Origin of the sequence: Mycobacterium sp. OTB74, assembly GCF_029892685.1 — a bacterium.
Classification (GTDB): Bacteria; Actinomycetota; Actinomycetes; order Mycobacteriales; family Mycobacteriaceae; genus Mycobacterium.
This window is the reverse complement of sequence record NZ_JARXVD010000001.1, coordinates 442,826-465,123: the sequence shown is the minus strand read 5'-3', so window position 1 is coordinate 465,123 and position 22,298 is coordinate 442,826. Positions and strand designations below refer to the sequence as shown.

The window sequence follows — 22,298 nt, the reverse complement described above, 5'->3', positions numbered from 1 at the left end:
TGGATTGGCCCAGTTAGGAAACGTCATGTTCTCTATGAGGTTCGATATGCGGGCGCCGGACTTCGGCGCCCCGGCAGCCGAGCTGTATCAGGCCGCGCTCGACATGAGTGCCTGGGCTGAAAACAACGGCTGCCTGGCGGCATTGGTATGCGAGCACCACGCCAGCCCGGACGGCTACCTGCCGACGCCGCTGATCCTGTCCTCGGCGATCGCTGCGAGGACCAGCGCACTGGCCATCAATGCCGTGGTCCTGCTTCCCCTCTACGACCCGGTCCGCCTGGCAGAGGAAATGGCCGTGGTGGACATCATCAGCCGGGGTCGCGCGTCGTTCACATTGGGTCTGGGTTACCGCCCAACAGAATTCGAGCAGTTCGGCAAGGACATCCGCCAACGCGGACGCATCGCAGACGAGAATGTTCGCATCCTGCGTCAGCTCCTTGCCGGAGAAGTTGTTGAGCTAGATGGCCGTCGAATCGAGGTCACTCCGAGGCCGTTCACCCCGGGTGGACCGTTACTGATGTGGGGCGGAGGGAGTTTGGCGGCGGCGCGGCGGGCGGGTCGATACGGCCTGAGCCTGCTCGCACAGGCCAATGTCAACGGCATGCAAGAAGAGTACGAGCGGTCGTGCCGCGAGCACGGACACGAACTGGGCACGACGCTGCTTCCGCCTCGTGACACACCTTCAGTCTGCTTCGTCGCCGAAGACCTGGACCAAGCCTGGCAAGAGGTTGGCCCCCACCTGCTTCACGATGCCCGCTGCTACTCCGAGTGGAATCCGGACAACAACACGTCCGCAGGCATCTCGTCGGCCGAGACCGTCGACCAGTTGCGGCAGACCTCTCAGTCGCACCGGATATTCACGGTGGCCGAGGCGGCCGCCATGATGGCCGGCGGTGAGATGCTGAACCTCTCACCGCTGTGCGGTGGGCTCGCGCCCGAGCGGGCTTGGCCCTACCTCAAACGTGTTGTTGAACAGGTCATTCCGCTGGCCGCACGCACTCAGGTGCCGCTACAGGAGTCGACTCTGGGCGGCGCACTGGAGGACCTGACGACGACTTCGAGGTCATAGCTCAGTCCAGGATCCTGCGGGCCACGTTGGTGGTCATCAGGTCCAGCAGTTCATCGGAGTGTCCGGCAAGCAGAGTACGGATGGCGTACAGGGAGAACCCCTTTGCTTGTTCGGCGGTGATGGCCGGCGGGATGGTCAGTTCGTTGCGTGCCGTCACCACGTCGACCAGCGCAGGACCATCGTGTTGGAGCACCTCGGCGATCGCGGACTCAAGTTGCGCCGGTTGTTCGACCCGGCGAGTGAACAACCCGCAGGCTTGGGCAACCGCAGCGAAATTGGGATTATGCAGGTCGGTTCCGAATGTGACGATGCCCGCAGCTTTCATCTCCAGTTCCACGAAGTTCAACGACGAGTTGTTGAACACGATCAGCTTGACCGGTAATCGGTTCTGCACCAACGTGATCAGCTCACCGAACAGCATGGTCAGGCCGCCGTCGCCGGCGAGCGCGACGACTTGACAGCGGCGATCGACCGTTTGTGCCCCGAGAGCCAAGGGCAGCGCGCAGGCCATGGTGCCGTGGTTGAAGGAACCGATCAGGCGGCGACGGCCGTTCATGGTCAGGTAGCGAGCCGCCCATACCACCGGCGAACCCACGTCGACGGTGAACACGGCGTCATCGGCAGCAAGCCGATTGACCAGTCCGGCAACATATTCGGGACGGATCGGGGTGCGATCACGGTCGTTGACAGCAAGCGAGTCAAGACGCTCGCGGGTGCGGCGGTAGTGGTTGAGCGCGCGGTCGAGATGGATCCGGTCCGTTTTCGGCGCCAGCATGGGGTGTAGCGCGATCAGGGTGTCTTGTACCGTCCCCACCAGTCCCAGGTCGATCGGAGTGCGTCGGCCCAGGTGGCTGCCCCGGATGTCGACCTGGATGACGGTGGCATCGTCCGGATAGAACTGTTGGTAGGGAAAATCGGTGCCCAACATCAGCAGCACGTCAGCTTCCTTGATGGCTTTGTAGCCGGAAGCGAATCCCAGCAGCCCGGTCATGCCGACGTCGTACGGATTGTCGTACTCGACAAACTCCTTGCCGCGCAACGCATGCACGATCGGTGCCTTGAGCGTCCCCGCCAGCTCAACCAGTTGCTCATGTGCGCCGGCAACACCGGCACCGGCGAGGATCGTGATTCTTGACCCCTGGTTGAGGATCGCGGCCGCGGCTGTCAGCGAGGCATCATCGGGCCGCGCGATGGTCCGGGCCGGCAGCACCGGACGGATGCGGGCCGCATCGTGCGCCCGGTGCAGGAGAACTTCACCGGGGATGACGACCACCGCCACGCCTTGTTCCTGAATCGCCGCACGCATCGCCATCTGCAGCACTCGCAAGGCCGTCTCGGGAGTGCCGGCCATTTCGCAGTAGACGCTGCACTCGCGGAACAGTTCTTGCGGGTGGGTTTCTTGAAAGTACTGTGACCCGATCTCGGCGGCGGGAATGTGCGCGGCGATGGCCAGCACCGGAACCCGACTGCGCTGCGCATCGAACAGGCCGTTGATGAGGTGCAGGTTTCCGGGCCCGCAACTGCCGGCGCACACTGCCAGCTGACCCGTCACCGCGGCGAAGCCCGCGGCAGCGAATGCAGCGGATTCCTCGTGCCGCACGTGCTCCCAGGCGAAGCCGTCGGCCCGGCGGATCGCGTCGGTGAACCCATTGAGACTGTCACCGGGCAAACCGAACACTCGGTCGACGCCGCTGATCTGCAGTGTGGTGATGATGTGGTCGGCAACGGTAGGCATCGGTGCTTGTCCTCACTCACGGTGTCGTCAGCACATGCGTGTGGCCACCGCCGGCCCCGGGATGGCCTTACCCAGACAACGCTAGCGCTCAGTCCACCGATTGGACGACTGAACGAGGCTTTCCGCGAGCGAACCGCACGCCTAAGGGCAGACGGCCCGGTACGCCGTGACGATCGGCTCCAGCTCGTCGGGCGTCGCACCGTGCATGATCAATGCGTCCGCCCCGTAGTCGAATTCCTTGCGAATCCGGTCCACGCATTGCTGCGCCGAGCCGGTGGCTGACGGCTCCAGCCACTCGTCGGGAATCAGCGTCGCGATGTGTTCGATCTGCTCGGCAGTGGCCTTGTGGTCGATGCCGCCGGCGACCGACTGCACCACCGAGTCCGCGCGGAAGCGTTGCAGCACAGCAGGATCCCAGTCATTGGTCTGCACCAGCAGATCGCCGTAGCCCTGCAGGTAGGTGGCCAGCCGGGCGACGGTCTTCTTCAGGCGCAGTTCCTCGGGCAGGTGATCACCCACAGTGGCAAAGCACGACCACACCCGCACGCTGGCTGGATCCCGACCGGCTTTTTCGGCCGAGTCCTTGACCGTCTTTACCGCGCGCTGCAGCGTCTCCGGCGTGAAGTAGGTGTGCAGGATGACATCATCGAACTCGCGGCCACCGAGTTCCAGGGTCTGCGGTCCGAAGGCTACGATCGCGAGCCTGATGTCCTCGCGAAAGTCCGGATCCAAGAACAGGATCGGATACTTGCCGATCGGTCCGTCATGATTGAAGATCACCTCGCCGTGCCACAGCCGGCGCATCACCTGCGCGAAGTCCTCCATCTGGGCGGTGGTTACCGACGGGATACCGAATGCCCCATAGATGGCGGCGATGCCGCGGCCGATGCCCAGGGTGAACCGTCCGCCGGACAGTTTGTGCATGGTGGTGGCCCAGGACCCGGTGATCAGCGGATGACGGGTGTTGTGATTGGTTGCCGCAGTGGCGATCTGCATACGACTGGTCACCGCACAGGCCGCCCCCGACAACGACGATGCCTCCTTGACGTTCCACCGCTCGGAGATGAACGCCGTGCCGAAGCCCAGCTCTTCACCACGTCGCGCCTCGTCCATCAGGGTTGCCGGGCCTTCTCCCCCGGCTCCGGCCAGCAGGTAGTAGCCCAACTCGTCCAACGCCCTCATGCCCAAACTCCTTGCTTATAGCCGCAATTCCAGACTTCGGTGATCCTGCCGTCGACCACCCGGAAGATTTCCATACTGCTGACGGTCATCTCTGTGCCGTCTTTGAGCACCATCGGCGACTCGTACACGATGGCCACGTGCTCGCCGTCGGGGTCGGCGACCACAAGATTCAGATCGAATCGAACCGTCTCGAACATCGCCCAGGTGTCGACCACGCGAGCGACGGCTTCCTGATGGGTGAGAACCTTCGCCTCACCGACGTCATGCCGGATTACCGTGTCGCCCAACAGTTCTTCGGCCAGGACGAAATCTCGCTTGTTCCACACCACCAGGTTGTAGAGCTCGACCACCTCACGGGCTGTGCGAGTCATCCGAATACCTCCAAAGCGCCGATCTCCTCGACACACGCCACTGCGCGGTCCACCAGGGTCAGACACAGCTGTCGTGACCGCTCCGGCAGCGCGTCCCAGCCGATCAGCGTGATGACCGGCAACACCATGAGGAACGCGGCGCCAAATCGGTAGTGCCGCCAGGCATCATCGAAGGTGTAGTCGCAGGTTTTCAATTGGGCTAGGTATTCACGCACCAACACCTCGTCCTGCCCCCGCCGAACCCCAACGGGTAGCCCCTGGCTGACCAGGTAGGCAATGTCCGCTGCGCCACTTCCGCGGGCGGCGAATTGGAAGTCCACCACCTTCATTCGATCACCCCGGAAGAACATGTTGTCTGCGCGGATGTCACCGTGCAGCAACTGGTTTCGCTCGGTCAGTGCCGCCAAAGCCGCCGGTGCGTGGCCGGTGAAGTGCTCGGCGAACTTCTGGACCGCGGCCGAAACGGAGGTGCCGGACTTCTCCCGGTACACCTGCCAGCCAGGACCGAATGCGGGCACCAACAGATCCCGGACGGTGGGGGTATCGAGGCTCGGGAACTGTTGCAGCACAGCGTCATCTGCCGTCCAGGTATGCAGTCCGGCCAGCGCCGCGATGCATGTCCGGACCTGCGCCAGGGTCAGCCCCACCAGGTGATCCGCATTGTCCCAGCCCGCCAGATCCTCCATCAGGAGCACGAAGTCGGCGCTGTCATCGGCACCACGTGCGCAGAACACGTCCGGAACCTCGATCGGGGCCCGCCCGGCGACGTCGCGGTAGAACGCCAATTCGCGGCGATAACCACCGAGCAATTCCATCGCGCCGCGAGCCTCCGACTGTGCGGGCAGCTTGACGATCAATGTCGACGGCACGCCGTCACCGACCAGATGCAGGCGGTAGAGCAGCGAGGAAAACCCGGAGTCCTGGGCAATCTGCTCAGCTCGTACCGCGTTTACCTGCGCACCCGACGACCCCAGTGCGGCAGTCAGCCATTGTGGGGTGATGTCGTCGATCCCGGACGGGATCGCCGGAACGTTCACCAAGCGGCTACCTCCACGTCGAGATATTTGACACTGGACAACTAAGTTAGTTGTCGACCGTCTAATATGCAACGGTGCCTTCACCGGCAAAACGACTCACCCAACCGGAACGCCTTGAGCAGTCCGGACGCCGGCTACTGCAAGCTGCCGCCGACCTGATCGTTGAGAAGGGCTGGGAAGCGACAACGGCGGCCGAGATCGGCCGCCGCGCCGGGTACAGCCGGGCCATGGTGCACGCCCGATTCGGTAGCAAGGACGCCATCCTCGACGCCTTCCTGCAGACCTATGCCGGCGATCTCAACCCCGATCCCGATCCCAACGACTCCGGCCTGCACCAGGTACTCGCACACCTGGACCGGGTTCAGGAGGTCTACCAGCGCGATCCCGAACTGCTCCGGGCGATGTTCGTCGGCACCTTCGAGGCGGTCAAGTCCACCTCGCCACTGCGCGGCCGAATGCAGGAGCAACTCGAATCCGGCATCACCAAGATCATCGCCGGGCTGCGGAAAGGCATCACGGACGGCTCTGTCCGTGCGGATGTCGGTATCGACGCCGCCGCCACCGATATCACCGCGGCGCTGTTCGGCGTCGCCTTCCAATGGGTGGTGGTCAACAATCCGCCGGATCTGGGCGTCATGCTGTGCCAGGCCCGGAACCGAATTGTGGCTACCTATGGACGGCCGCACTGACGCGGAAAGCGCCATCGTCCTAGTCAGAGCGTTGCCCCTGTGCAGTCACGTTGCCAGCACTGTGCAGTCACGGTGTCGGCTCTGTGCAATCACTGTGTATTCGCAGCTCTGAGGCGGGTAGCTGACCAGCCGCGGCAGCAAAGTCGGGTAGTCGACTACTCGATACAAACCCGCGAACTTCGCACAGAATCCCTGCATGGCCATCAGCCCGGCGCACAGGAGGAAATGCTGATGTCGAAGCGAATTGTGGTGTGCTGCGATGGCACCTGGAATACCCCCGATCAGAAGCGGCACGGACAGTCCGCGCCGACCAACGTCTGCAAGGTCGCCCTGGCCGTAGCGGACCGCGGCAGCGACGGTGTCGAGCAAGCGACGTACTACCACAGCGGAGTGGGCACCACCCGCTCCGATAAATTCACCGGCGGCGCCTTCGGCGTCGGACTGTCGCGGGATGTCATCTCCGCGTACCGGTACATCGTCGCCACGTATGAACCCGGAGATCAACTGTTTCTGTTCGGCTTCAGCCGCGGCGCCTTCACCGCCCGCAGCACCGCGGGATTCATCCGCAATTGCGGCATCCTGCACCGTGAGCATGCCGACCGGATCGAAGACGCGTACAAGCTCTACCGCAGCAGCAACCCGACCACCGAACCACGCGGCATCGAGGCGACGCTGTTCCGGCAGTCGTATTCGTATGAGCCGCCGATCCACTTCATCGGCGTCTGGGACACCGTTGGCGCCCTGGGGATTCCCCTGTCAGGCTGGCGGCTGATCAACTGGTTCAACCGGCGCTGGCAGTTCCACGACACGAACCTCAGTTCCAAGGTCGGGTCCGCCTTCCAGGCCCTGGCCATCGACGAACAACGCGCCCCCTTCCGCCCCACCCTCTGGACGCAACCCGCCGGCGCTCCTGCCGGCCAGCGTCTGGAGCAGGTCTGGTTCTCCGGCGTCCACTGCGACATCGGCGGCGGATATTCCCATCATCAACTCAGTGATATCTCACTGAGTTGGATGGTCGACCGGGCCCGCAGCTGCGGCTTGGAATTCAAACCCGACGCATTCACAGTGGGTCCTCCCGCAACTCCGGATTCAGAAGACACCGCGCCAAATGTCGACGCCTACACCAGCATTGAGCCGAAAGCGCTGGGTAAGCTGCACAACTCGCGGACCCGCTTCTACCGGTTGTCACGGCCCTACGTCCGGGCCATCGGCGTCACCGATCACCCGAACGAATACGTCGCGTCGACCGCGCTGACCCGCGTGAAAGAAGACCCGTTCTACCGGCCGGCACCGCTGGCGGCGGCCGACGGGTTCCAGACCATGCACGTCGACGCGGACTGAACCATGCCGGCGCCCACACTTCAACCCGCGACCACATTGGACGAGGTCATCGCGCAGATCAACGCGATCATCGATTGGGCGATAGTCGAATCCAGCAGGCTCGGTTACTTTGCCGCCCTTTACAAACGGATCACCATAGCGGTCAAGGCCGCGATTGCCGACGGGCAGTTCGAGAACGGACCCCGAATGACGCAACTCGATGTGGCATTCGCCAACCGCTACTTCGACGCTTTCAACGGATACGCCCAGCCCGGACAATTCGCCAAGCCGACGAAATCCTGGCAGGTCACCTTCGACGCTGCCGCCAACGAACAGCCAATCATGTTGCAACACATGCTTGCCGGGGTGAACGCGCATATCGGCTTGGACCTCGGGATAGCCGCTCAGACCATCGACACCAAAACCAGTGCCCTCAAAACTGACTTCGACCGGATCAATGCCGTTCTGGCGAGCCAGATCAACGGCATCGTCGGCGACATCAACGACCTGTCCCCGGCACTGGCCGAGATCTACTCGGTCCTTTCGAACAACGAAATCTTCCTGATCAACGAGGCGATCATCCAATTTCGCGATGACGCCTGGAGATTCGCCCAGATTCTGGCGTTCGAACCGGGATTCGTACGGCCCCTGACCATCCGGATCCGTGACTTCGGTGTCGCCGAACAGGGCGGCCTCATTCTCGACCCGCCCAGCCTGGTCGGCATCACAAAGGCCGCGGTCGACGCAGTCGCCGCGCGTGAGAGCCGCGATGTCCGCCACAACATCACCGTGCTCAACGAGATCGCCGCAAAGCCGTCGCCGATCTCTACCGCACTCTGACTCAGTGGCGCAGCGCAATTCCGGCTACGTAAGGCGGAATCCCAGGTACCCGCCTGCGGCGATCTCGTCGCAGCGGCGCCGGTACTCCGGTATCCCCGCGGTGTACCCCAGGTACATCCGCTTCTTGCCCGGCACGTTGGCGCCGTTGTACCAGGAGTTGCACGACGGGTGCGTCAGCACGGTCGGAGCAACCAGTGACGTTGAATGCTCCATCCATTCGCGCTGGGCGTCGGCTTCGGCCTCGATCACCCGTAGCCCACGTTCGCGCAGGTAACCGAAGGTCGTCGCGATCCACTCGATGTGCTGTTCCATTGCGGCCACAAAATTGGTTGCAGCCGAAGGACTTCCCGGACCCTGTACGGTGAACAGGTTGGGAAATCCGGCGACCGCCAAACCCAGGTACGACAACGGACCTTCGGTGGCCCAGAAGTCCCGCAGCACCAGGCCGTCGCGGCCGCGGACATCAATGGCAGTCAGCGCGCCCGTCATCGCGTCGAAGCCGGTGGCGCAGATGAGGACGTCGAGCTCGAATTCCGCACCCGACGTGGCGATTCCGGCCGACGTCACCGAGCGCAGCGGGTCCTTGCGCAGGTCGACCAACGTCACGTTGTCACGGTTGAACGTCTCGAAGTAGCCCTGGTCGATGATCGGCCGCTTGCACGCAAAAGGATGGGTGGGCACCAATGCCGCGGCGGTCTCCGGGTCGTCGACGATGCGGGCGATGGCCTCGCCGTACAACGACGTCGCCATCCGGTTGGCTTCGATGTCGAAGAACACGTCGCCCCAGTTGAGCGCACCCATGATGCCGCGTTCATCGATCGCGCGAACCTGTTCGGCACGGGTTGCGGTCTTGATGGGCGGACTGACCAGCATGTCGAGCAGCACCGAGAAGGCCGACAGTCGCGCCGCGCCTACCGGGTGTTCCCGTTGTGCGGCACGGATTTCCGGATATGACGCCTTCAGCTCATCCAATTCTCCGGGCTCGAATCGATGTACCTGCCAAGGCAGCGTGAAAGCAGCCGACCGCTGGAACACGTACAGCTGCGACACCTGCTGCGCGAGCACCGGGATCATCTGCACCCCGGTGGATCCAGTGCCGATGATGCCAACCCGCTTGCCTGTTAGATCGACGCCCTCGGCGGGCCACCGGCTGCTGTACAGCGTCTGTCCGGCGAAGCTGTCCAAACCCGGGATATCGGGCTGCAGTGGCACGGAAAGGATTCCGGTCGCGGCGACAACGAACGACGCTGTAATCGACTCCCCATCGCGTGTGGTCAGCGTCCACTCTGCGTCAGCAGCGGAGAAATCCATCGCCGTGACCTCGACGCCAAAGGCGATGTCGCGTCGCAGGTCCAGGCGATCCGCGACGAAGTTCAGGTAGGCCTCGATCTCGGCCTGCGCCGGCATCGACTCGGTCCACACCCACTCCTGCTGTATCGCTTCGGAGAAGCTGTAGGAGTACTCGATGCTCTCGATGTCGCAGCGCGCACCGGGGTACCTGTTGAACAACCAAGTGCCACCGACATTTTCGGCCTTTTCCAGCACCCGAACCCGCAGTCCCAGTTCACGCAGGCGGTGCAGTGCATATAGTCCGGAGAATCCGGCGCCGATGACGATGACGTCGAAGTCAGGCTTCACGGATTCGCGAACTTCTGTAGCGTCCGGGTCAGGTGCAAGCTGGTGATAACCCATGTGCCATCGCGCTTTTCGTAGGTCTCGTGGTAGTGGCCGGCACCGTGCAGCTCACCGCCCCCCTCGAAAAACAGCATGTCCTCCATGGCCCAGATACCCGTGGCGGTGGTTGCCGAGGTCAGCTCGATCTCCGGGGTGTGGCAGTGATGCACTGTCGCGGCATGTTCGACACCACCCCAGACGACCGGAAAGAAGGCCTCGAACCCGTGCAGCGGCGGCAAGGTCTGCGGATCGGCACCTCCCGTGGAGACCGCCGTATCGAGCTTCACCACCACGTCCGGCGCGAACAACGCCCGCCAGGAGTCGATGTCCTTGGTATCCAGAAACCTGCAGTATCGAGCCTTGAGTTGCTTGATCGCCTCGATGTCGTCGAGCACTACCGGGACCTCCCTGTCGCCTATCCAGAAGCTACTACTGTAATGTCTTCCGTAACTCCTCACGGCGCATTTGAGCAGATGGGCGAACTGGGCATGAAAGTACCCTTCACCTGGAAAGTTACCGGCTGGTTCATGATCGGCTGGTCAGCCGAATTCGAGATCGGCCAGACCAAGGCACTGCGGTTCTTCGGCGAGGACATGGCCGCCTACCGCGACGAGAACGGCGACCTGCACCTGCTCGAAGCGCACTGTAAGCACCTGGGCGCACACATCGGGCACGGCGGCAAGGTGGTCGGTGACTGCATCGAGTGCCCGTTCCACGGCTGGCGCTGGGGTCCCGACGGCACCAACCGCTACATCCCCTATCAGCCCGACCGGCCGAACAAGGCGTTGCGGCTGCGCACTTACCCGGTCAAAGAACAGTACGGCTGCGTCTTCATGTGGTACCAGCCCAATGGCGAACCGCCGCAATGGGAATTGCCGGACATCTTCCACAAGTTCCCGCAGTTCGATACCGACCCCGACCACTACTACCGGCCCTACCCCGAGTTCTCCAGCCGGGCCGACGCTATCCCGGTGCACCCGCAGATCGTCGCCGAAAACGGCCCGGACAGTTCACATTTCCGCTATGTGCACGGCGCGACCGTCACCCCGGTGTGCCTGCACTGGGAGCACGTCGACGAGGAATGGCGATTCCTGACCGGCTGGCCCGACGCCCGTAGCGACGACCCCGACCAGATGGCCCTGCGCATCCACAGCCATTTCTCCGGGCTCGGATTTGCGATGAGCGCTTTCGAAGGGTCGTCAAACCATCGACTGATCTTCGCATGTACACCCGTCGACGACGAGGTGTCGGACATGTTCTATTCCATCTGGTGGCCCAAGGAAGACGGCACAGCAGCGGGTGACGATGTTCCACCGGAGCACGTCCGCAAGAAGGTGGAGAAGCAGTACCTCAAAACGGTGTGGGAGGACTGCGACATCTGGCGCTACCAGAAGTACGTCGAGCATCCACCGCTGGCGAAGATCGACGCGAAACCCTATATGGCCATGCGCAAATGGGCAACGCGGTTCTACGAGGTACCCCCGACGGTGCCGTCAGCGTGAAACCCGATCTGACCGAATTGGTCGCACCCGGACACACCGCGATCGTCACGCAGGAATGCCAAGGTGCGGTGATGGGGCCCGACGCGGGGCTCAAAGCGCTGGCTGACGAAGCCCGCAGGCAGGCCCTGCCGAATATCGCACGACTGTTACCGGCCGCGCGCGCGGCCGGTGCCCATGTCGTGCACTGCCTTGTTCAGCGCCGGCCCGATGGCCTCGGGTCCAACCACAACGCCAAGCTGTTCGCCATCGGCCGCAGCGACGTCGACGTCTCACCCGGCAGTCCGGGCGCCACCCTGCTTCCCGAACTCGGTCCCGAACCAAGCGACCTGATGCTGTACCGCTGGCACGGCCTGGGCCCCATGGGCGGCACCGACCTGGACGCGATCCTGCGCAACCTGGGCGTCACCACCATTGTCGCGGTCGGGGTATCGGTCAACGTGGCGATCACCAATCTGGTGATGGATGCCGTCAACGCCGGGTACCGGGTGGTGCTGCCCCGTGACGCGGTCGCCGGCATCCCGGCTGACTACGCCGACGCGATTATCGGCAACACACTGTCCCTGCTGGCTACCGTGATATCCACTGACCGCCTGATGGAAGCCTGGCGCTGAGCGTTTTGGTCGGCGTGGTAGTAAGTGAGTCCAGTGGACTGCTGTCCAGTTTCGGCCCCACCATCCTTAGGAGAAGCGTGCTCTTCACGGTTTCTGACGTCGCCGACGCCGTCGCTGCCGCAATTCCCGACCGTCCCCTGGTGATCCAGGGCGACCGCCGCTACACCTACTCCGACGTTTTGACCAGGGCAAACCGGCTGGCCGCCTACCTGCACTCGCAGGGTCTGGGCTGCCACACCGAGCGCGACTTGCTGGCCGGGCACGAGGTCGGCCAGGACCTGGTCGGCATCTATGCCTACAACGGCACCGAGTTCATCGAGTCGCTGCTCGGCGCGTTCCGGGCTCGTGTTGCGCCGTTCAACGTCAACTACCGCTACGTCAAGGCCGAGCTGCAGTACCTGCTGAACGACGCCGGCGCCAAGGCGCTGATTTACCACGCCGCGTTCGCCCCGACGCTGGCCGAGGTGCTGCCGGACCTGCCCAATCTGACGGTGTTGATCCAGATCGCGGACGGCTCGGGCAACGAGCTGCTGCCCGGAGCGGTCGACTACGAGACCATCGTCAATGCCGATGTCCCGCCGCCGCCGGTGAAGCCGTCGCCCGACGACCTCTACGTGCTGTACACCGGCGGCACCACCGGCATGCCCAAGGGTGTGCTGTGGCGCCAGCACGACATCTTCATGACCTCGTTCGGCGGTCGAAACATGATGACCGGCGAGCCGTCCTCTTCGGTCCAGGAGATCGTCGACCGGGTCGCCGCCAGCGGCGAGTTGCGCATGATGATCCTGCCGCCGCTGATCCACGGCGCCGCCCAATGGGGCGCCATGACGGGCCTGAACAGCGGCCAGACCATTATCTTCGCCTCGACGGTCGAGTCGTTCGACGCCCAGGACATCGTTTCGACGATCGAACGCGAGAAGGTTGCGATCGCCACCGTGGTCGGTGACGCGATGGCCCGGCCGCTGGTCACCGAGATCGAGAAGGGCCTGGAGGCGGGCACGGTGGACGTGTCGACCTTGAGTGTCATCGCCAACGGCGGCGCGCTGTTCACGCCGTCGGTGAAAGCCCGACTGGTGAAAGCACTTCCGAATGCGATCGTGGTCGACGGCGTCGGGTCGTCGGAGACCGGCGCCCAGATGTCGCACATCTCGACCGCCGGATCGGTGTCCAGCGGCACCTTCACCGCCGGCCCGGATACCCGGGTGGTGTCCGAAGAGTTCGACACGCTGCTCGAGCCAGGTCACAAAGGCAACGGCTGGCTGGCTCAGGAAGGCTATGTGCCGCTCGGGTACAAGGGCGACGCCGCCAAAACTGCCAAGACATTCCCGTCGATCGGCGGGATTCGCTACGCGGTCCCCGGTGACCGGGCGCGGCTGCTGGACGGTGGGGTCATCGAGCTGCTGGGGCGGGACTCGGTGACCATCAACTCCGGCGGCGAGAAGATCTTCGCCGAAGAGGTGGAGTCCGCACTCGCGTCCCATCCCGCAGTGGTCGACGTGGTGGTGGCCGGACGGCCCAGTGAGCGCTGGGGCAATGAAGTGGTGGCCGTGGTGGCGCTGGCCGAAGGCAAGGCAGTGGAGGCGGCCGAGTTGGTCGAGCACGCCTCGCAGTCGATCGCCCGGTACAAGCTGCCCAAGGCCGTCGTGTTCCGGCCGGTGATCGTCCGGAGTCCGGCGGGCAAGGCGGACTACCGCTGGGCCAAGGAGCAGGCCATCCAGGGCTAGGCGGCGTTCGCCCTCAGATTTCCAGGTCGTCAACTTTCCTTGCTCGTCAAGGAAAGTTGACGACCTGAATTCGTATGTGCCGCAGGAGAAGCCGAAGCTCAGCCTGCTGCCCACTCTTTTGCTCGATCCAACTCATCGAGGCCGAAGATCTGAAGGTCTCCGGGAACCATCCAGCCCACCGCATTGAGGGTGTGGGCCACCCACGGCTTGTCCGACACCACCGCGATGCGCTTGAAATCGGAGTAGCGCTCGAACAACATGCCGAACCCCATCTTGAGGTCTTCGACCAACCCGCCGGGACCGAAACCCTCGTAGTCGGAGTCGATCACCTCCACGATCCGCAGCTCGCCGGTACTACCGAGCTCGGCCATCACGGGCTTGAACCCGCGGATGTCGTCGCCACTGACCCGACCCGAAACGCGGATGCCGATCACTCCCGACGGCATGTCCAACAGTTTTTCGATCATGGCATGAGCCTACGCGCGCGCCGAGCGGTTACGGCCTACTTCAGCACCCGCACCGGCACGTTCTTCCAGCCGGCCACGTTCTGCATGTTAACCCGTCGGCAGCCGTCCCAATCGACCTCGTAGCGCGGCATGAAGTCGAGCATCTTCTCCAGCGCCACAGCACTTTCCATGCGCGCCAGCGCGGCCCCCAGGCAACTGTGGATGCCGTAGCCGAGGCCGAGGTTCTGCGACTGCGTCCGGTCGCGGTCGATGTCGAACCGGTCCGGATCAATCCAGGCTTGCGGGTCCCGGTTGGCTGACCCACCCACCAGGAACACCGGCTTGCCAGCCGGAATGGTGGCCCCATGAAGAGTCACCTCCCGCAGCGAGCACCGCACGTTGTACTGGGCCGGCGCCTCGTAGCGCAGCAACTCTTCGACAGCCAGCGGAATCTTGCTGCGGTCTTTCTGCAGGATTTCCCACTGGTCCGGGTTCTGCGCGAATACCACCGCCGCATTGCCGATCAGCTTGGTCACGGTCTCCGCACCGGCTCCACCCAAAAGGGTTGCAAATTCGGTTATCTCGATATTTTCGAGCGGTTCCATCTCGCCGGATTCCCGTTCGATCTCCGCGGTGATCAACTTGCTGAGCAAATCATCGCCCAGATCCTCGCGACGCTTCTTGATCAGCCGGAAGTAGTAGATCGCCATGTCCACGGCGGCCTTCTGACCGGACTCGGACATCTCGACCTCGCCGGGCTCGCGGTGCAGGAACTCATCGATCCAGAGCCGGATCTGCTGGCGGTCCTGTTCGGGAACCCCTTGCATGCTGGTCATCACGTCGACGGGGAACAGCGCCGAAAAGTCCTGGACGAAGTCGAACCCCGTCGGGTCGACGGCACCGAGATGCTTGTCCACCATCTCGATCACCAACTCGCGTTGCGCCTCGATGGCCCGCGGCGTGAACACCTTATTGAGCAGACTGCGCATCCGGCGGTGCGCCGGCGGATCCATCGCGATGATCGAACCGTGCTCGGTGACATGACCTTTGCGTACCTGCCCAAGGTCCACACCGTAGGCCGAGGAATACGTTTCGAAGTCTTTGAACGCCGCGGCCACATCCTCATGCCGGGTCAGCGCGAAGAAGTCGTACTTCTCGCTGTAATAGACCGGAGCTTCTTCACGCATCCGCCGGTATGTCTCGTACGGGCTGACGAAGAACTCCTCTGAGAACGGATCAAACACCAATGGCACAGTCACTGAGGTCATTTCAGCCCTTTCTTGAGACGCCGCCGGGTCCGGGCACGCGCCATCCGCAGCGCCAGGTCGGCTGAGATTCGCATCGAGGTGGTGAACGGCGCGGCAGCCTGGTTGGTCACCGAGAACGGCAGATCACTGCCGACGACCGTGCGGTGGTGACTGAAGGCATCGAATCCAGCCTTGCCGTGGTAGGCACCGGTGCCACTGCGTCCCACCCCGCCGAATGGTGCCGCGGATGGAATCATATGTGCGGCAAAGTCGTTGCGGGCAACTCCCCCGCTGCGGGTATGGCTGACGAAGTGGCGGAAGTCGTTGCCGTCGGCGCCGAACCAGTAGGCCACCAGCGGCGCCGGTCGGCCGTTGACATAGTCGACGACGTCAGAGAGTTGATCGTAGCCCCGCACGGCGAGCACCGGGCCGAAGACCTCTTCGTCGGCCACCTTCATCCGGTCATCGACGTCTCGAATGACCGTGGGCGCTATCTTGCGCGATACCGGATCGGCCGCCAACTCTCCGGCCGGCACGACCGAATCGACCCGCGCCCCTTTTTCTTTCGCATCGTCGATCAGTCCGCGTACCCGCTGAAAGTTGGCCTCGTTGACCGACGCGCAGTAGTCGACATTGCCGGCGATGGTCGGGAACATCGAGCGCCAAGTCGTCATCAACTGATCGGCGAATTCGTCGACTTTGCGCTGCGGCACGAATACGTAGTCAGGGCAGACACACACCTGCCCGCCATTGACCATCCGGCCTTGTGCGATCCGCGAGGCCGCCCAGGCGATGTCGGTGTCAGGTGCCACCACCACCGGGTTTTTGCCGCCGAGTTCCAGCGTCACCGGGACCAGGTTCTTGGCGGCAGCACCGGCAACCAGCGACCCGACCGATGGCGATCCGGTGAAGAAGATGTGGTCCAGTGGCAGCGCACTGAATTTTGCCGCTACATCCGGGCCGCCGGTGATGATGGCCAACTCGTCGGCGTCGAAGTATTTCGGTGCCACTGCTGCCATCAGCTCGGCGGTGTGCGCGGTGATCTCGGACATCTTGATCATCACCCGGTTGCCCGCCGCGAAGGCCGCCGATGCCGGCAGCACCGTCAGTTGTACCGGGAAGTTCCAGGGTCCGATGATTCCGACCACGCCCAGCGGCGAGGGCTGCACCTCGGCACGGAGCCCGAACCGGCCTGAGACTCGCATCAGCTTGGCCGTGCGCATCCATTGCGGCACATGCTTTCTGGTGTGTTCGATCACAGCGATCATGCCATAGATCTCGGCGAACAGCGCCGCCGACTTGGATCGGCTGCCATAGTCCGCCGCGGTGGCGTCGACGAAATCACCGGTGTGTTCGAGCACCATCGCCAGCAGTCGGTCGATCCGGTCTCGACGCACCGCGGCGCTGGGTGGGCCGGCGCCGAGGAAGGCAGCCCGCTGGCTGGCCAGGATGTCCAGCACGGTGCCCACCCCCTATCTCGTAGTCAGCCATCCGGTGGCACTAGACGGTAACACTAGAGCACATACTGTAATCTTTACAGTACAAATCCCGATGCAGCTGGAGTCCACGTGCCCGACACCACCGACCTGCTCCGCGACCCCTATCCGTTCTTCGCTTCGCTGCGCCGGCAAGGCGGCGTGGTGCGGGATTCGGTGATGGACTGGTCCCAGACACCCGACGCGTTCCGCCCGAAGGAGCTGTATGCGGCGGTCTCGTTCAATGCGGTCAATACCGTGTTCCGCAACGGCAAGCTCTTCGATTCGCGGATCTACGACAGCACCATCGGGCTGTTCATCGGGCCCACCATCCTGGCCATGGAGGGCAAGACACACCGCGACCACCGCAATCTGGTGTCGGCGGCATTCAAATCGAAATCGCTTGCCCGCTGGGAACCGGAGATCGTGCGGCCCATCTGCAACGCCCTGATCGACGAGTTCATCGACCGCGGCAGCGCCGACCTGATCGCCGAGTTCACCTTCGAGTTCCCCACCCGGGTGATCGCTACGCTGCTCGGACTGCCGGCCGAAGACCTGCCGATGTTCCGCAGGCGCGCAGTGGAACTCATCAATTACACCGTCAAATACCAACGCGCGTTCGAAGCCTCCGCAGCACTCAAGGACTACTTCCTGGCCCAGATCGAGCAGCGCCGGGTCACACCGACCGAGGACATCATCGGTGACCTGGTCACCGCGGAGATCGACGGTGAACGACTGTCCGATGAGGCCATCTTCTCGTTCCTTCGGCTGCTGCTGCCCGCCGGGCTGGAAACCACTTACCGGTCCTCAGGCAATTTGCTCTACCTGCTGCTGGCCCACCCCGACCAACTGCGTGCCGTGCAGGATGACCAAGAATTGATCGCGCCGGCAATCGAAGAGGGCCTGCGCTACGAGACGCCGCTGACCACGGTGCAACGCTCGGCCACCCAGGACACCGAACTCGACGGCATCGACATTCCGGCGGGTTCGGTGATCGATGTCTGTATCGGGTCGGCCAACCGGGACGAAAACCGTTGGGACAATTCCGAACAGTTTGACATCTTCCGGGATCGGTTGCCGCACATCACCTTCGCCGCCGGCGAGCACACGTGTCTGGGCCTGCACCTGGCCCGCATGGAGACCCGGGTCGCACTCGAATGCCTGCTCGACCGCGTCACCGACATCGAGCTGGCCGCCGACGATCCGCATATTTTCGGCCAACCGTTCCGGTCGCCCAAGACCCTGCCAGTGACGTTCCGCGCTGCTCAAGGTTCCTGACCCGTCCGCCGAGATCGACGAAAAGGCCTGTTCTACAGGCACTTCGCGGCCGGTTTGTCCGTTTGGGCGCAACACGGCCGGCGCGCCCCCTAGCTACGGGGCAGCCGCCAGCCGATCGTCTTGGTCTCCAGGTACTGTCCGAATCCCTCGATGCCACACTGGCGTCCCAGTCCACTGCTCTTGTAGCCACCGAAGGGTGCGTCGGCGCCGTAGAACATGCCGCCGTTGACCCCGATGGCACCCGTGCGAACGCGCCGCGCGATGCTCATACCTCGCTCGGCCGAACCGCTCATGACCGCGCCGGCCAACCCGAAGGCGCTGTCATTGGCGATCCGTACGGCCTCATCGTCATCGTCGAACGGAAGTATCACCAGCACCGGACCGAACACCTCGTGCTGGGCGATGGCTGCGCTGTTGTCGACCCCGGTGATGACCGTCGGCTGGACATAGAATCCGCCGGCCAGCTCGGGAGCCAATGCCTCGAAAGGTCCACCGCCGGTGGTGATCTCAGCGCCGTCGCGTCGGGCTTGAGCGCAGGCGTCGAGGACGCGCTGCTGCTGCGCGGCGCTGATCACCGGACCGACGAGCGTGCCGGCCAACGCCGGGTCACCGACCGGCACCATCTGGAATGCTGCGGTGACGTCCCGCACCGCGTCCTCGTACAGCGAGCGGTGCACCAAGAGCCGGGTGGTCGAAGCACACGCCTGTCCGGCGTGGACACACACCCCGACCGCCCCGGCCATGATGCGCGCCGGGTTGGCGTCGTCGGTGACGATCAGCGCCGACTTTCCGCCGAGCTCAAGGAAAGTGCGCTTCATAGTGTCCGCACCCAGACGGATCAGCTGCTTGCCGACGGCGGTCGAGCCGGTGAACGAGATCATGTCGACCCGAGGGTCGGTGGCCAGCAGCTGCGCCACGCCGTTGTCCGGTGTCGTCACCACATTGAGCACACCGGCCGGGAAGTCGGTGCGCTCGGCCACCAGCCGGCCCAGTCGTGTCGCATTCCACGGCGTGTGTGGATCGGGCTTGAGCACCACGGTATTTCCCGCCGCCAGCGCAGGACCGAGCTTATTGAGAATCACCTCGATCGGGAAGTTCGACGGCGTGATCGCCCCGACGACCCCGACAGGTTCCTTGACCACGGTGCGCGCGTTGCGGTCGCCGAACAGCCCGCCGCCATCCAGGCGCCGCTCCCATTCGTAGCTGTCGATCAGACCAGCCGGATAACGCAGTGCGTCGGCCAGCGGCCAGTCCAGCTGGGCACTGGCGATTGTCATGTCGGGGCAACCGACCTCCGCGATCAGCTCCTCACGCAGTTCATCGCGCTCGCTTTCGATGGCCGCCTGAAGTTGAGCCAGACAGCGTTTGCGCAACTCGCGATTGGTCGACCAGTCGGTGTCATCGAACGCCCGCCGCGCCGCCGCGATCGCCCGGCTCATGTCCTCGGCCGTCGCCGCCGATGCCGTTCCGATGACCAAACCCGTTGCAGGACTGACATTGTCAAACTCAGCGTCGCCGGTCGCGGTGACCAGTTCACCATCGACCAACATGCGCTTCTCGGCCCGCTTGCCGGCCCGGCGCCCTAGTTCGACACTGCCTTCAGCCTGTGATTCCACGATTACCTCCGGTACAACTGTAACGGTTACAGTAAAGTGCGTGGGAGGCTATAGTCCAACCGGCCGCCAACGTCAGGAGAACGCACCATGATCAAGGTGATGCAGGGCGTCCGCGTCCTCGAGGTCGCCCAGTTCACGTTCGTCCCAGCCGCGGGCGCCATCCTGGCCGACTGGGGCGCGGACGTGATCAAGGTCGAACACCCGGTCCGCGGTGACACCCAGCGTGGGTTCATCAACATGGGTGGCTTCCAACTCGACCCCAACCGGCACCCACTCATCGAGCATCCCAATCGCGGCAAGCGCAGCGTCGGCATCGATGTTTCCACGCCGGGCGGCCAGGAAGTGCTCTACGAACTGGCCAAGACTGCGGACGTCTTCCTGACCAACTACATGCCGGCGCAGCGGCAGAAGAACAGGTTCGACGTCGAGCACATCCGTGCGGTCAACCCGAACATCATCTACGCCCGCGGCAGCGCCTATGGCGACAAGGGCCCTGAACGTGACACCGGTGGTTTCGACGGCACTGCGTTTTGGACCCGCAGCGGAATCGGCCACGCCCTGACCCCCGAAGCCATTGATGGGGCACTGTCTCAGGGCATCCCGGCGTTCGGCGACTCGGTCGGCGGGATGAACATCGCCGGCGGCATCTCGGCGGCGCTGTTCCACCGCGAGCGCACCGGCGAGACGTGTGAGCTCGACGTGTCATTGCTGTCCACCGCGTGGTGGGCCGCCGGCGCCAGCGTGACGCAGGGCATGGAGACGGGCGAGACCATGCGCTCGCTGATGCCCGACGACGTCACCTCGGTCAACCCGTTCATGGCCAACTACCGGACCTCCGACGGCGGCACCATCAACCTGTGCATCGTCAGCCCGACCGGTTACATTCGCGACACCTGGGAACACTTGGGCCTGCCCGAACTCGCCGATGATCCGCGGTTCTCCGATGTGATGCCGCTGATCGAGAACGCCTCTGCCGGAGTGGAACTCATCGCCGCGGCGATTGGTGCCAAGCCGTTCGAGTACTGGCGTCAACACCTGAAGACCATGAAGGGCCAGTGGGCGCCCTTCCAGAGCCTGGTCGATCTGGCCACAGATGAGCAGGCTCTGGCCAACGACATGGTCGTCGAGGTCGAGGCCGGCGACGGCGGCGCACCGTTCAAGGTGGTGCGCGGCCCGGTGCAGTTCAACCACGAGCCACTGGTCACCACCCGCGCCCCGCAGGCCTCCGAGCACACCGAGTTGGTGCTCATGGAGATCGGCATGGACTGGGACCACATCGCCGAGCTCAAAGACGCCGGCGCGATCGCCTGAGACCTGAGAGGACAGTCATGACCAACGACGTAGCAATCATCGGTGTCGGCATCCATCCATTCGGCCGGTTCGAGGGCAAAACTGCCATGGCGATGGGTGTCGACGCCATCAACGCCGCCGTGGCCGACGCCGGCGTGCAGTGGGGCGACATCCAGGCAGCCTCGGGAGGCAGCTGGACCGTGGCCAACCCCGACGCCATCGTCGGCATGGTGGGCCTGAGCGGAATCCCGTTCACCAACGTGTTCAACGCGTGCGCCACCGCCGCCAGTGCGGCGAAGGCATGCGCCGACGGAATCCGGTTGGGCGACTATGACATCGGTATCGCTGTCGGCATGGACAAGCATCCGCGTGGTGCGTTCACCGAAGACCCGTCGCTGGTCGGCATGCCGTCCTGGTACGCCGAGAACGGCCAGTACCTGACCACTCAGTTCTTCGGCATGAAGGCCAACCGCTACCTGCACGAGCACGGCATCTCACACCGGACCCTGGCCCGGGTGGCTGCCAAGAACTTCCGTAACGGCGTGCTCAATCCGAATGCCTTCCGGCGCAAGCCGATCAGCGAGGACGACATCCTCAACTCCACCATGCTGAACTACCCGCTGACCCAGTTCATGTTCTGCGCACCCGACGAAGGCGCGGCTGCGGTGGTGATGTGCCGGGCCGACATCGCGCACCGCTACACCGACAAGCCGATCTATCTGCGCTCGGTCGAGGTCCGCACCCGCCGCTACGGCGCATACGAGGTGAACACCACCTTTGCCCCCGTGGTCGAGGATGTCGCACCCACGGTCTACGCAGCCAAGGCCGCATTCGAAAGGGCCGGTGTCGCACCGGAAGACGTCGACGTAGTGCAGTTGCAGGACACCGACGCAGGGGCCGAGATCATCCACATGGCCGAGTGCGGCTTCTGTGCCGACGGCGACCAGGAGAAGCTGCTGGCCGAAGGCGCCACCGAAATCGGGGGGTCACTTCCAGTCAATACCGACGGCGGGCTGATCGCCAACGGCGAACCGATCGGCGCCTCGGGCCTGCGGCAAATCCATGAGCTGGTGCGGCAGTTGCGCGGCGAGGCCGGTGACCGGCAAGTCCCCGGCGAGCCGAAAGTCGGTTTCGCCCAACTCTACGGCGCCCCCGGCACTGCCGGCGCCATGGTATTGACGCGCTGATTTCC

At 63.9% G+C, this 22,298-nt stretch carries 20 protein-coding genes; 10 read left to right on the top strand and 10 right to left on the bottom strand.

Going from position 1 to position 22,298, the window contains the following annotated elements; genetic code table 11:
* Positions 1-25 precede the first annotated feature (25 nt).
* Complete coding sequence (locus M2432_RS02240; RefSeq protein WP_280825100.1) at positions 26-1,069, top strand: LLM class flavin-dependent oxidoreductase; 1,044 nt, start codon at positions 26-28, stop codon at positions 1,067-1,069.
* A gap of 1 nt (position 1,070) precedes the next feature.
* Here the strand turns inward: M2432_RS02240 and poxB are convergent, their stop codons facing one another.
* From poxB to M2432_RS02220, 4 genes are all read right to left on the bottom strand, one after another.
* Positions 1,071-2,804, bottom strand: a complete 1,734-nt coding sequence (gene poxB, locus M2432_RS02235; RefSeq protein ID WP_280825099.1) for a ubiquinone-dependent pyruvate dehydrogenase — start codon at positions 2,802-2,804, stop codon at positions 1,071-1,073.
* A gap of 141 nt (positions 2,805-2,945) precedes the next feature.
* Positions 2,946-3,992 carry a TIGR03857 family LLM class F420-dependent oxidoreductase gene (locus M2432_RS02230; protein ID WP_280825098.1) on the bottom strand — a complete coding sequence of 349 codons (1,047 nt, stop codon included), beginning with the start codon at positions 3,990-3,992 and terminating at the stop codon, positions 2,946-2,948.
* Positions 3,983-4,357: a nuclear transport factor 2 family protein gene (locus M2432_RS02225; protein ID WP_280825097.1), complete on the bottom strand. Its 375-nt coding sequence runs from the start codon at positions 4,355-4,357 to the stop codon at positions 3,983-3,985. The genes M2432_RS02230 and M2432_RS02225 overlap by 10 nt, the downstream gene beginning before the upstream one ends.
* Positions 4,354-5,397: a phosphotransferase gene (locus M2432_RS02220; RefSeq protein WP_280825096.1), complete on the bottom strand. Its 1,044-nt coding sequence runs from the start codon at positions 5,395-5,397 to the stop codon at positions 4,354-4,356. The genes M2432_RS02225 and M2432_RS02220 overlap by 4 nt, the downstream gene beginning before the upstream one ends.
* Positions 5,398-5,468: 71 nt before the next feature.
* Here M2432_RS02220 and M2432_RS02215 point away from each other — a divergent pair, with 71 nt between their 5' ends.
* The 3 genes from M2432_RS02215 to M2432_RS02205 all read left to right on the top strand — a co-directional run bounded on the left by M2432_RS02215 (position 5,469) and on the right by M2432_RS02205 (position 8,243).
* Entirely contained in the window at positions 5,469-6,083 is a 615-nt protein-coding gene (locus M2432_RS02215) for a TetR/AcrR family transcriptional regulator (RefSeq protein WP_280825095.1), read from the top strand.
* A 231-nt stretch (positions 6,084-6,314) separates the two neighbouring features.
* Complete coding sequence (locus M2432_RS02210) at positions 6,315-7,424, top strand: DUF2235 domain-containing protein (protein WP_280825094.1); 1,110 nt, start codon at positions 6,315-6,317, stop codon at positions 7,422-7,424.
* 3 nt (positions 7,425-7,427) lie between these two features.
* Positions 7,428-8,243, top strand: coding sequence for a DUF5995 family protein (locus M2432_RS02205; RefSeq protein ID WP_280825093.1), 816 nt, complete (start codon positions 7,428-7,430; stop codon positions 8,241-8,243).
* A 24-nt stretch (positions 8,244-8,267) separates the two neighbouring features.
* Here the strand turns inward: M2432_RS02205 and M2432_RS02200 are convergent, their stop codons facing one another.
* Together M2432_RS02200 and M2432_RS02195 are read right to left on the bottom strand one after the other, a co-directional pair.
* Positions 8,268-9,935, bottom strand: coding sequence for an NAD(P)/FAD-dependent oxidoreductase (locus M2432_RS02200; protein ID WP_280825092.1), 1,668 nt, complete (start codon positions 9,933-9,935; stop codon positions 8,268-8,270).
* Positions 9,878-10,312 carry a nuclear transport factor 2 family protein gene (locus tag M2432_RS02195; protein ID WP_280825091.1) on the bottom strand — a complete coding sequence of 145 codons (435 nt, stop codon included), beginning with the start codon at positions 10,310-10,312 and terminating at the stop codon, positions 9,878-9,880. Before M2432_RS02195 ends, M2432_RS02200 begins: the two co-directional genes overlap by 58 nt.
* Positions 10,313-10,405: 93 nt before the next feature.
* Here M2432_RS02195 and M2432_RS02190 point away from each other — a divergent pair, with 93 nt between their 5' ends.
* From M2432_RS02190 to M2432_RS02180, 3 genes are all read left to right on the top strand, one after another.
* A complete protein-coding gene (locus M2432_RS02190; RefSeq protein ID WP_280825090.1) occupies positions 10,406-11,419 on the top strand; it encodes a Rieske 2Fe-2S domain-containing protein in 1,014 nt (337 codons plus the stop codon).
* Positions 11,371-12,030 carry a cysteine hydrolase gene (locus tag M2432_RS02185; protein WP_280825089.1) on the top strand — a complete coding sequence of 220 codons (660 nt, stop codon included), beginning with the start codon at positions 11,371-11,373 and terminating at the stop codon, positions 12,028-12,030. The genes M2432_RS02190 and M2432_RS02185 overlap by 49 nt, the downstream gene beginning before the upstream one ends.
* A gap of 77 nt (positions 12,031-12,107) precedes the next feature.
* A complete protein-coding gene (locus M2432_RS02180; protein WP_280825088.1) occupies positions 12,108-13,754 on the top strand; it encodes an acyl-CoA synthetase in 1,647 nt (548 codons plus the stop codon).
* A 98-nt stretch (positions 13,755-13,852) separates the two neighbouring features.
* Here M2432_RS02180 and M2432_RS02175 read toward each other — a convergent pair whose 3' ends face one another.
* Genes M2432_RS02175 through M2432_RS02165 form a run of 3 tightly spaced genes read right to left on the bottom strand, consistent with a single transcriptional unit; the run spans position 13,853 to position 16,898 of the window.
* Positions 13,853-14,221, bottom strand: a complete 369-nt coding sequence (locus M2432_RS02175) for an STAS/SEC14 domain-containing protein (protein ID WP_280825087.1) — start codon at positions 14,219-14,221, stop codon at positions 13,853-13,855.
* A 35-nt stretch (positions 14,222-14,256) separates the two neighbouring features.
* A complete protein-coding gene (locus M2432_RS02170) occupies positions 14,257-15,459 on the bottom strand; it encodes a cytochrome P450 (protein WP_280825294.1) in 1,203 nt (400 codons plus the stop codon).
* A gap of 5 nt (positions 15,460-15,464) precedes the next feature.
* On the bottom strand, positions 15,465-16,898 hold the full coding sequence (locus tag M2432_RS02165) for an aldehyde dehydrogenase family protein (RefSeq protein WP_280825293.1): 1,434 nt from the start codon (positions 16,896-16,898) through the stop codon (positions 15,465-15,467).
* Between the two features lie 117 nt (positions 16,899-17,015).
* Between M2432_RS02165 and M2432_RS02160 the strand changes: the two genes are divergently transcribed.
* Entirely contained in the window at positions 17,016-18,200 is a 1,185-nt protein-coding gene (locus tag M2432_RS02160) for a cytochrome P450 (RefSeq protein ID WP_280825086.1), read from the top strand.
* 89 nt (positions 18,201-18,289) lie between these two features.
* Here the strand turns inward: M2432_RS02160 and M2432_RS02155 are convergent, their stop codons facing one another.
* Positions 18,290-19,750 carry an aldehyde dehydrogenase family protein gene (locus tag M2432_RS02155; RefSeq protein ID WP_280825292.1) on the bottom strand — a complete coding sequence of 487 codons (1,461 nt, stop codon included), beginning with the start codon at positions 19,748-19,750 and terminating at the stop codon, positions 18,290-18,292.
* Between the two features lie 165 nt (positions 19,751-19,915).
* Between M2432_RS02155 and M2432_RS02150 the strand changes: the two genes are divergently transcribed.
* Complete coding sequence (locus tag M2432_RS02150) at positions 19,916-21,127, top strand: CoA transferase (protein WP_280825291.1); 1,212 nt, start codon at positions 19,916-19,918, stop codon at positions 21,125-21,127.
* A gap of 17 nt (positions 21,128-21,144) precedes the next feature.
* Positions 21,145-22,293, top strand: a complete 1,149-nt coding sequence (locus M2432_RS02145; protein ID WP_280825085.1) for a thiolase family protein — start codon at positions 21,145-21,147, stop codon at positions 22,291-22,293.
* Positions 22,294-22,298 lie beyond the last annotated feature (5 nt).

Bases quoted from the DNA above. Each gene is read 5' to 3' on its own strand.
- M2432_RS02240 (WP_280825100.1), top strand. From the start codon at position 26: ATGTTCTCTATGAGGTTCGATATGCGGGCGCCGGACTTCGGCGCCCCG.
- poxB (WP_280825099.1), bottom strand. From the start codon at position 2,804: ATGCCTACCGTTGCCGACCACATCATCACCACACTGCAGATCAGCGGC.
- M2432_RS02225 (WP_280825097.1), bottom strand. From the start codon at position 4,357: ATGACTCGCACAGCCCGTGAGGTGGTCGAGCTCTACAACCTGGTGGTG.
- M2432_RS02210 (WP_280825094.1), top strand. From the start codon at position 6,315: ATGTCGAAGCGAATTGTGGTGTGCTGCGATGGCACCTGGAATACCCCC.
- M2432_RS02205 (WP_280825093.1), top strand. From the start codon at position 7,428: ATGCCGGCGCCCACACTTCAACCCGCGACCACATTGGACGAGGTCATC.
- M2432_RS02200 (WP_280825092.1), bottom strand. From the start codon at position 9,935: ATGGGTTATCACCAGCTTGCACCTGACCCGGACGCTACAGAAGTTCGC.
- M2432_RS02190 (WP_280825090.1), top strand. From the start codon at position 10,406: ATGAAAGTACCCTTCACCTGGAAAGTTACCGGCTGGTTCATGATCGGC.
- M2432_RS02185 (WP_280825089.1), top strand. From the start codon at position 11,371: ATGGGCAACGCGGTTCTACGAGGTACCCCCGACGGTGCCGTCAGCGTG.
- M2432_RS02175 (WP_280825087.1), bottom strand. From the start codon at position 14,221: ATGATCGAAAAACTGTTGGACATGCCGTCGGGAGTGATCGGCATCCGC.
- M2432_RS02155 (WP_280825292.1), bottom strand. From the start codon at position 19,750: ATGTTGGTCGATGGTGAACTGGTCACCGCGACCGGCGACGCTGAGTTT.
- M2432_RS02150 (WP_280825291.1), top strand. From the start codon at position 19,916: ATGCAGGGCGTCCGCGTCCTCGAGGTCGCCCAGTTCACGTTCGTCCCA.
- M2432_RS02145 (WP_280825085.1), top strand. From the start codon at position 21,145: ATGACCAACGACGTAGCAATCATCGGTGTCGGCATCCATCCATTCGGC.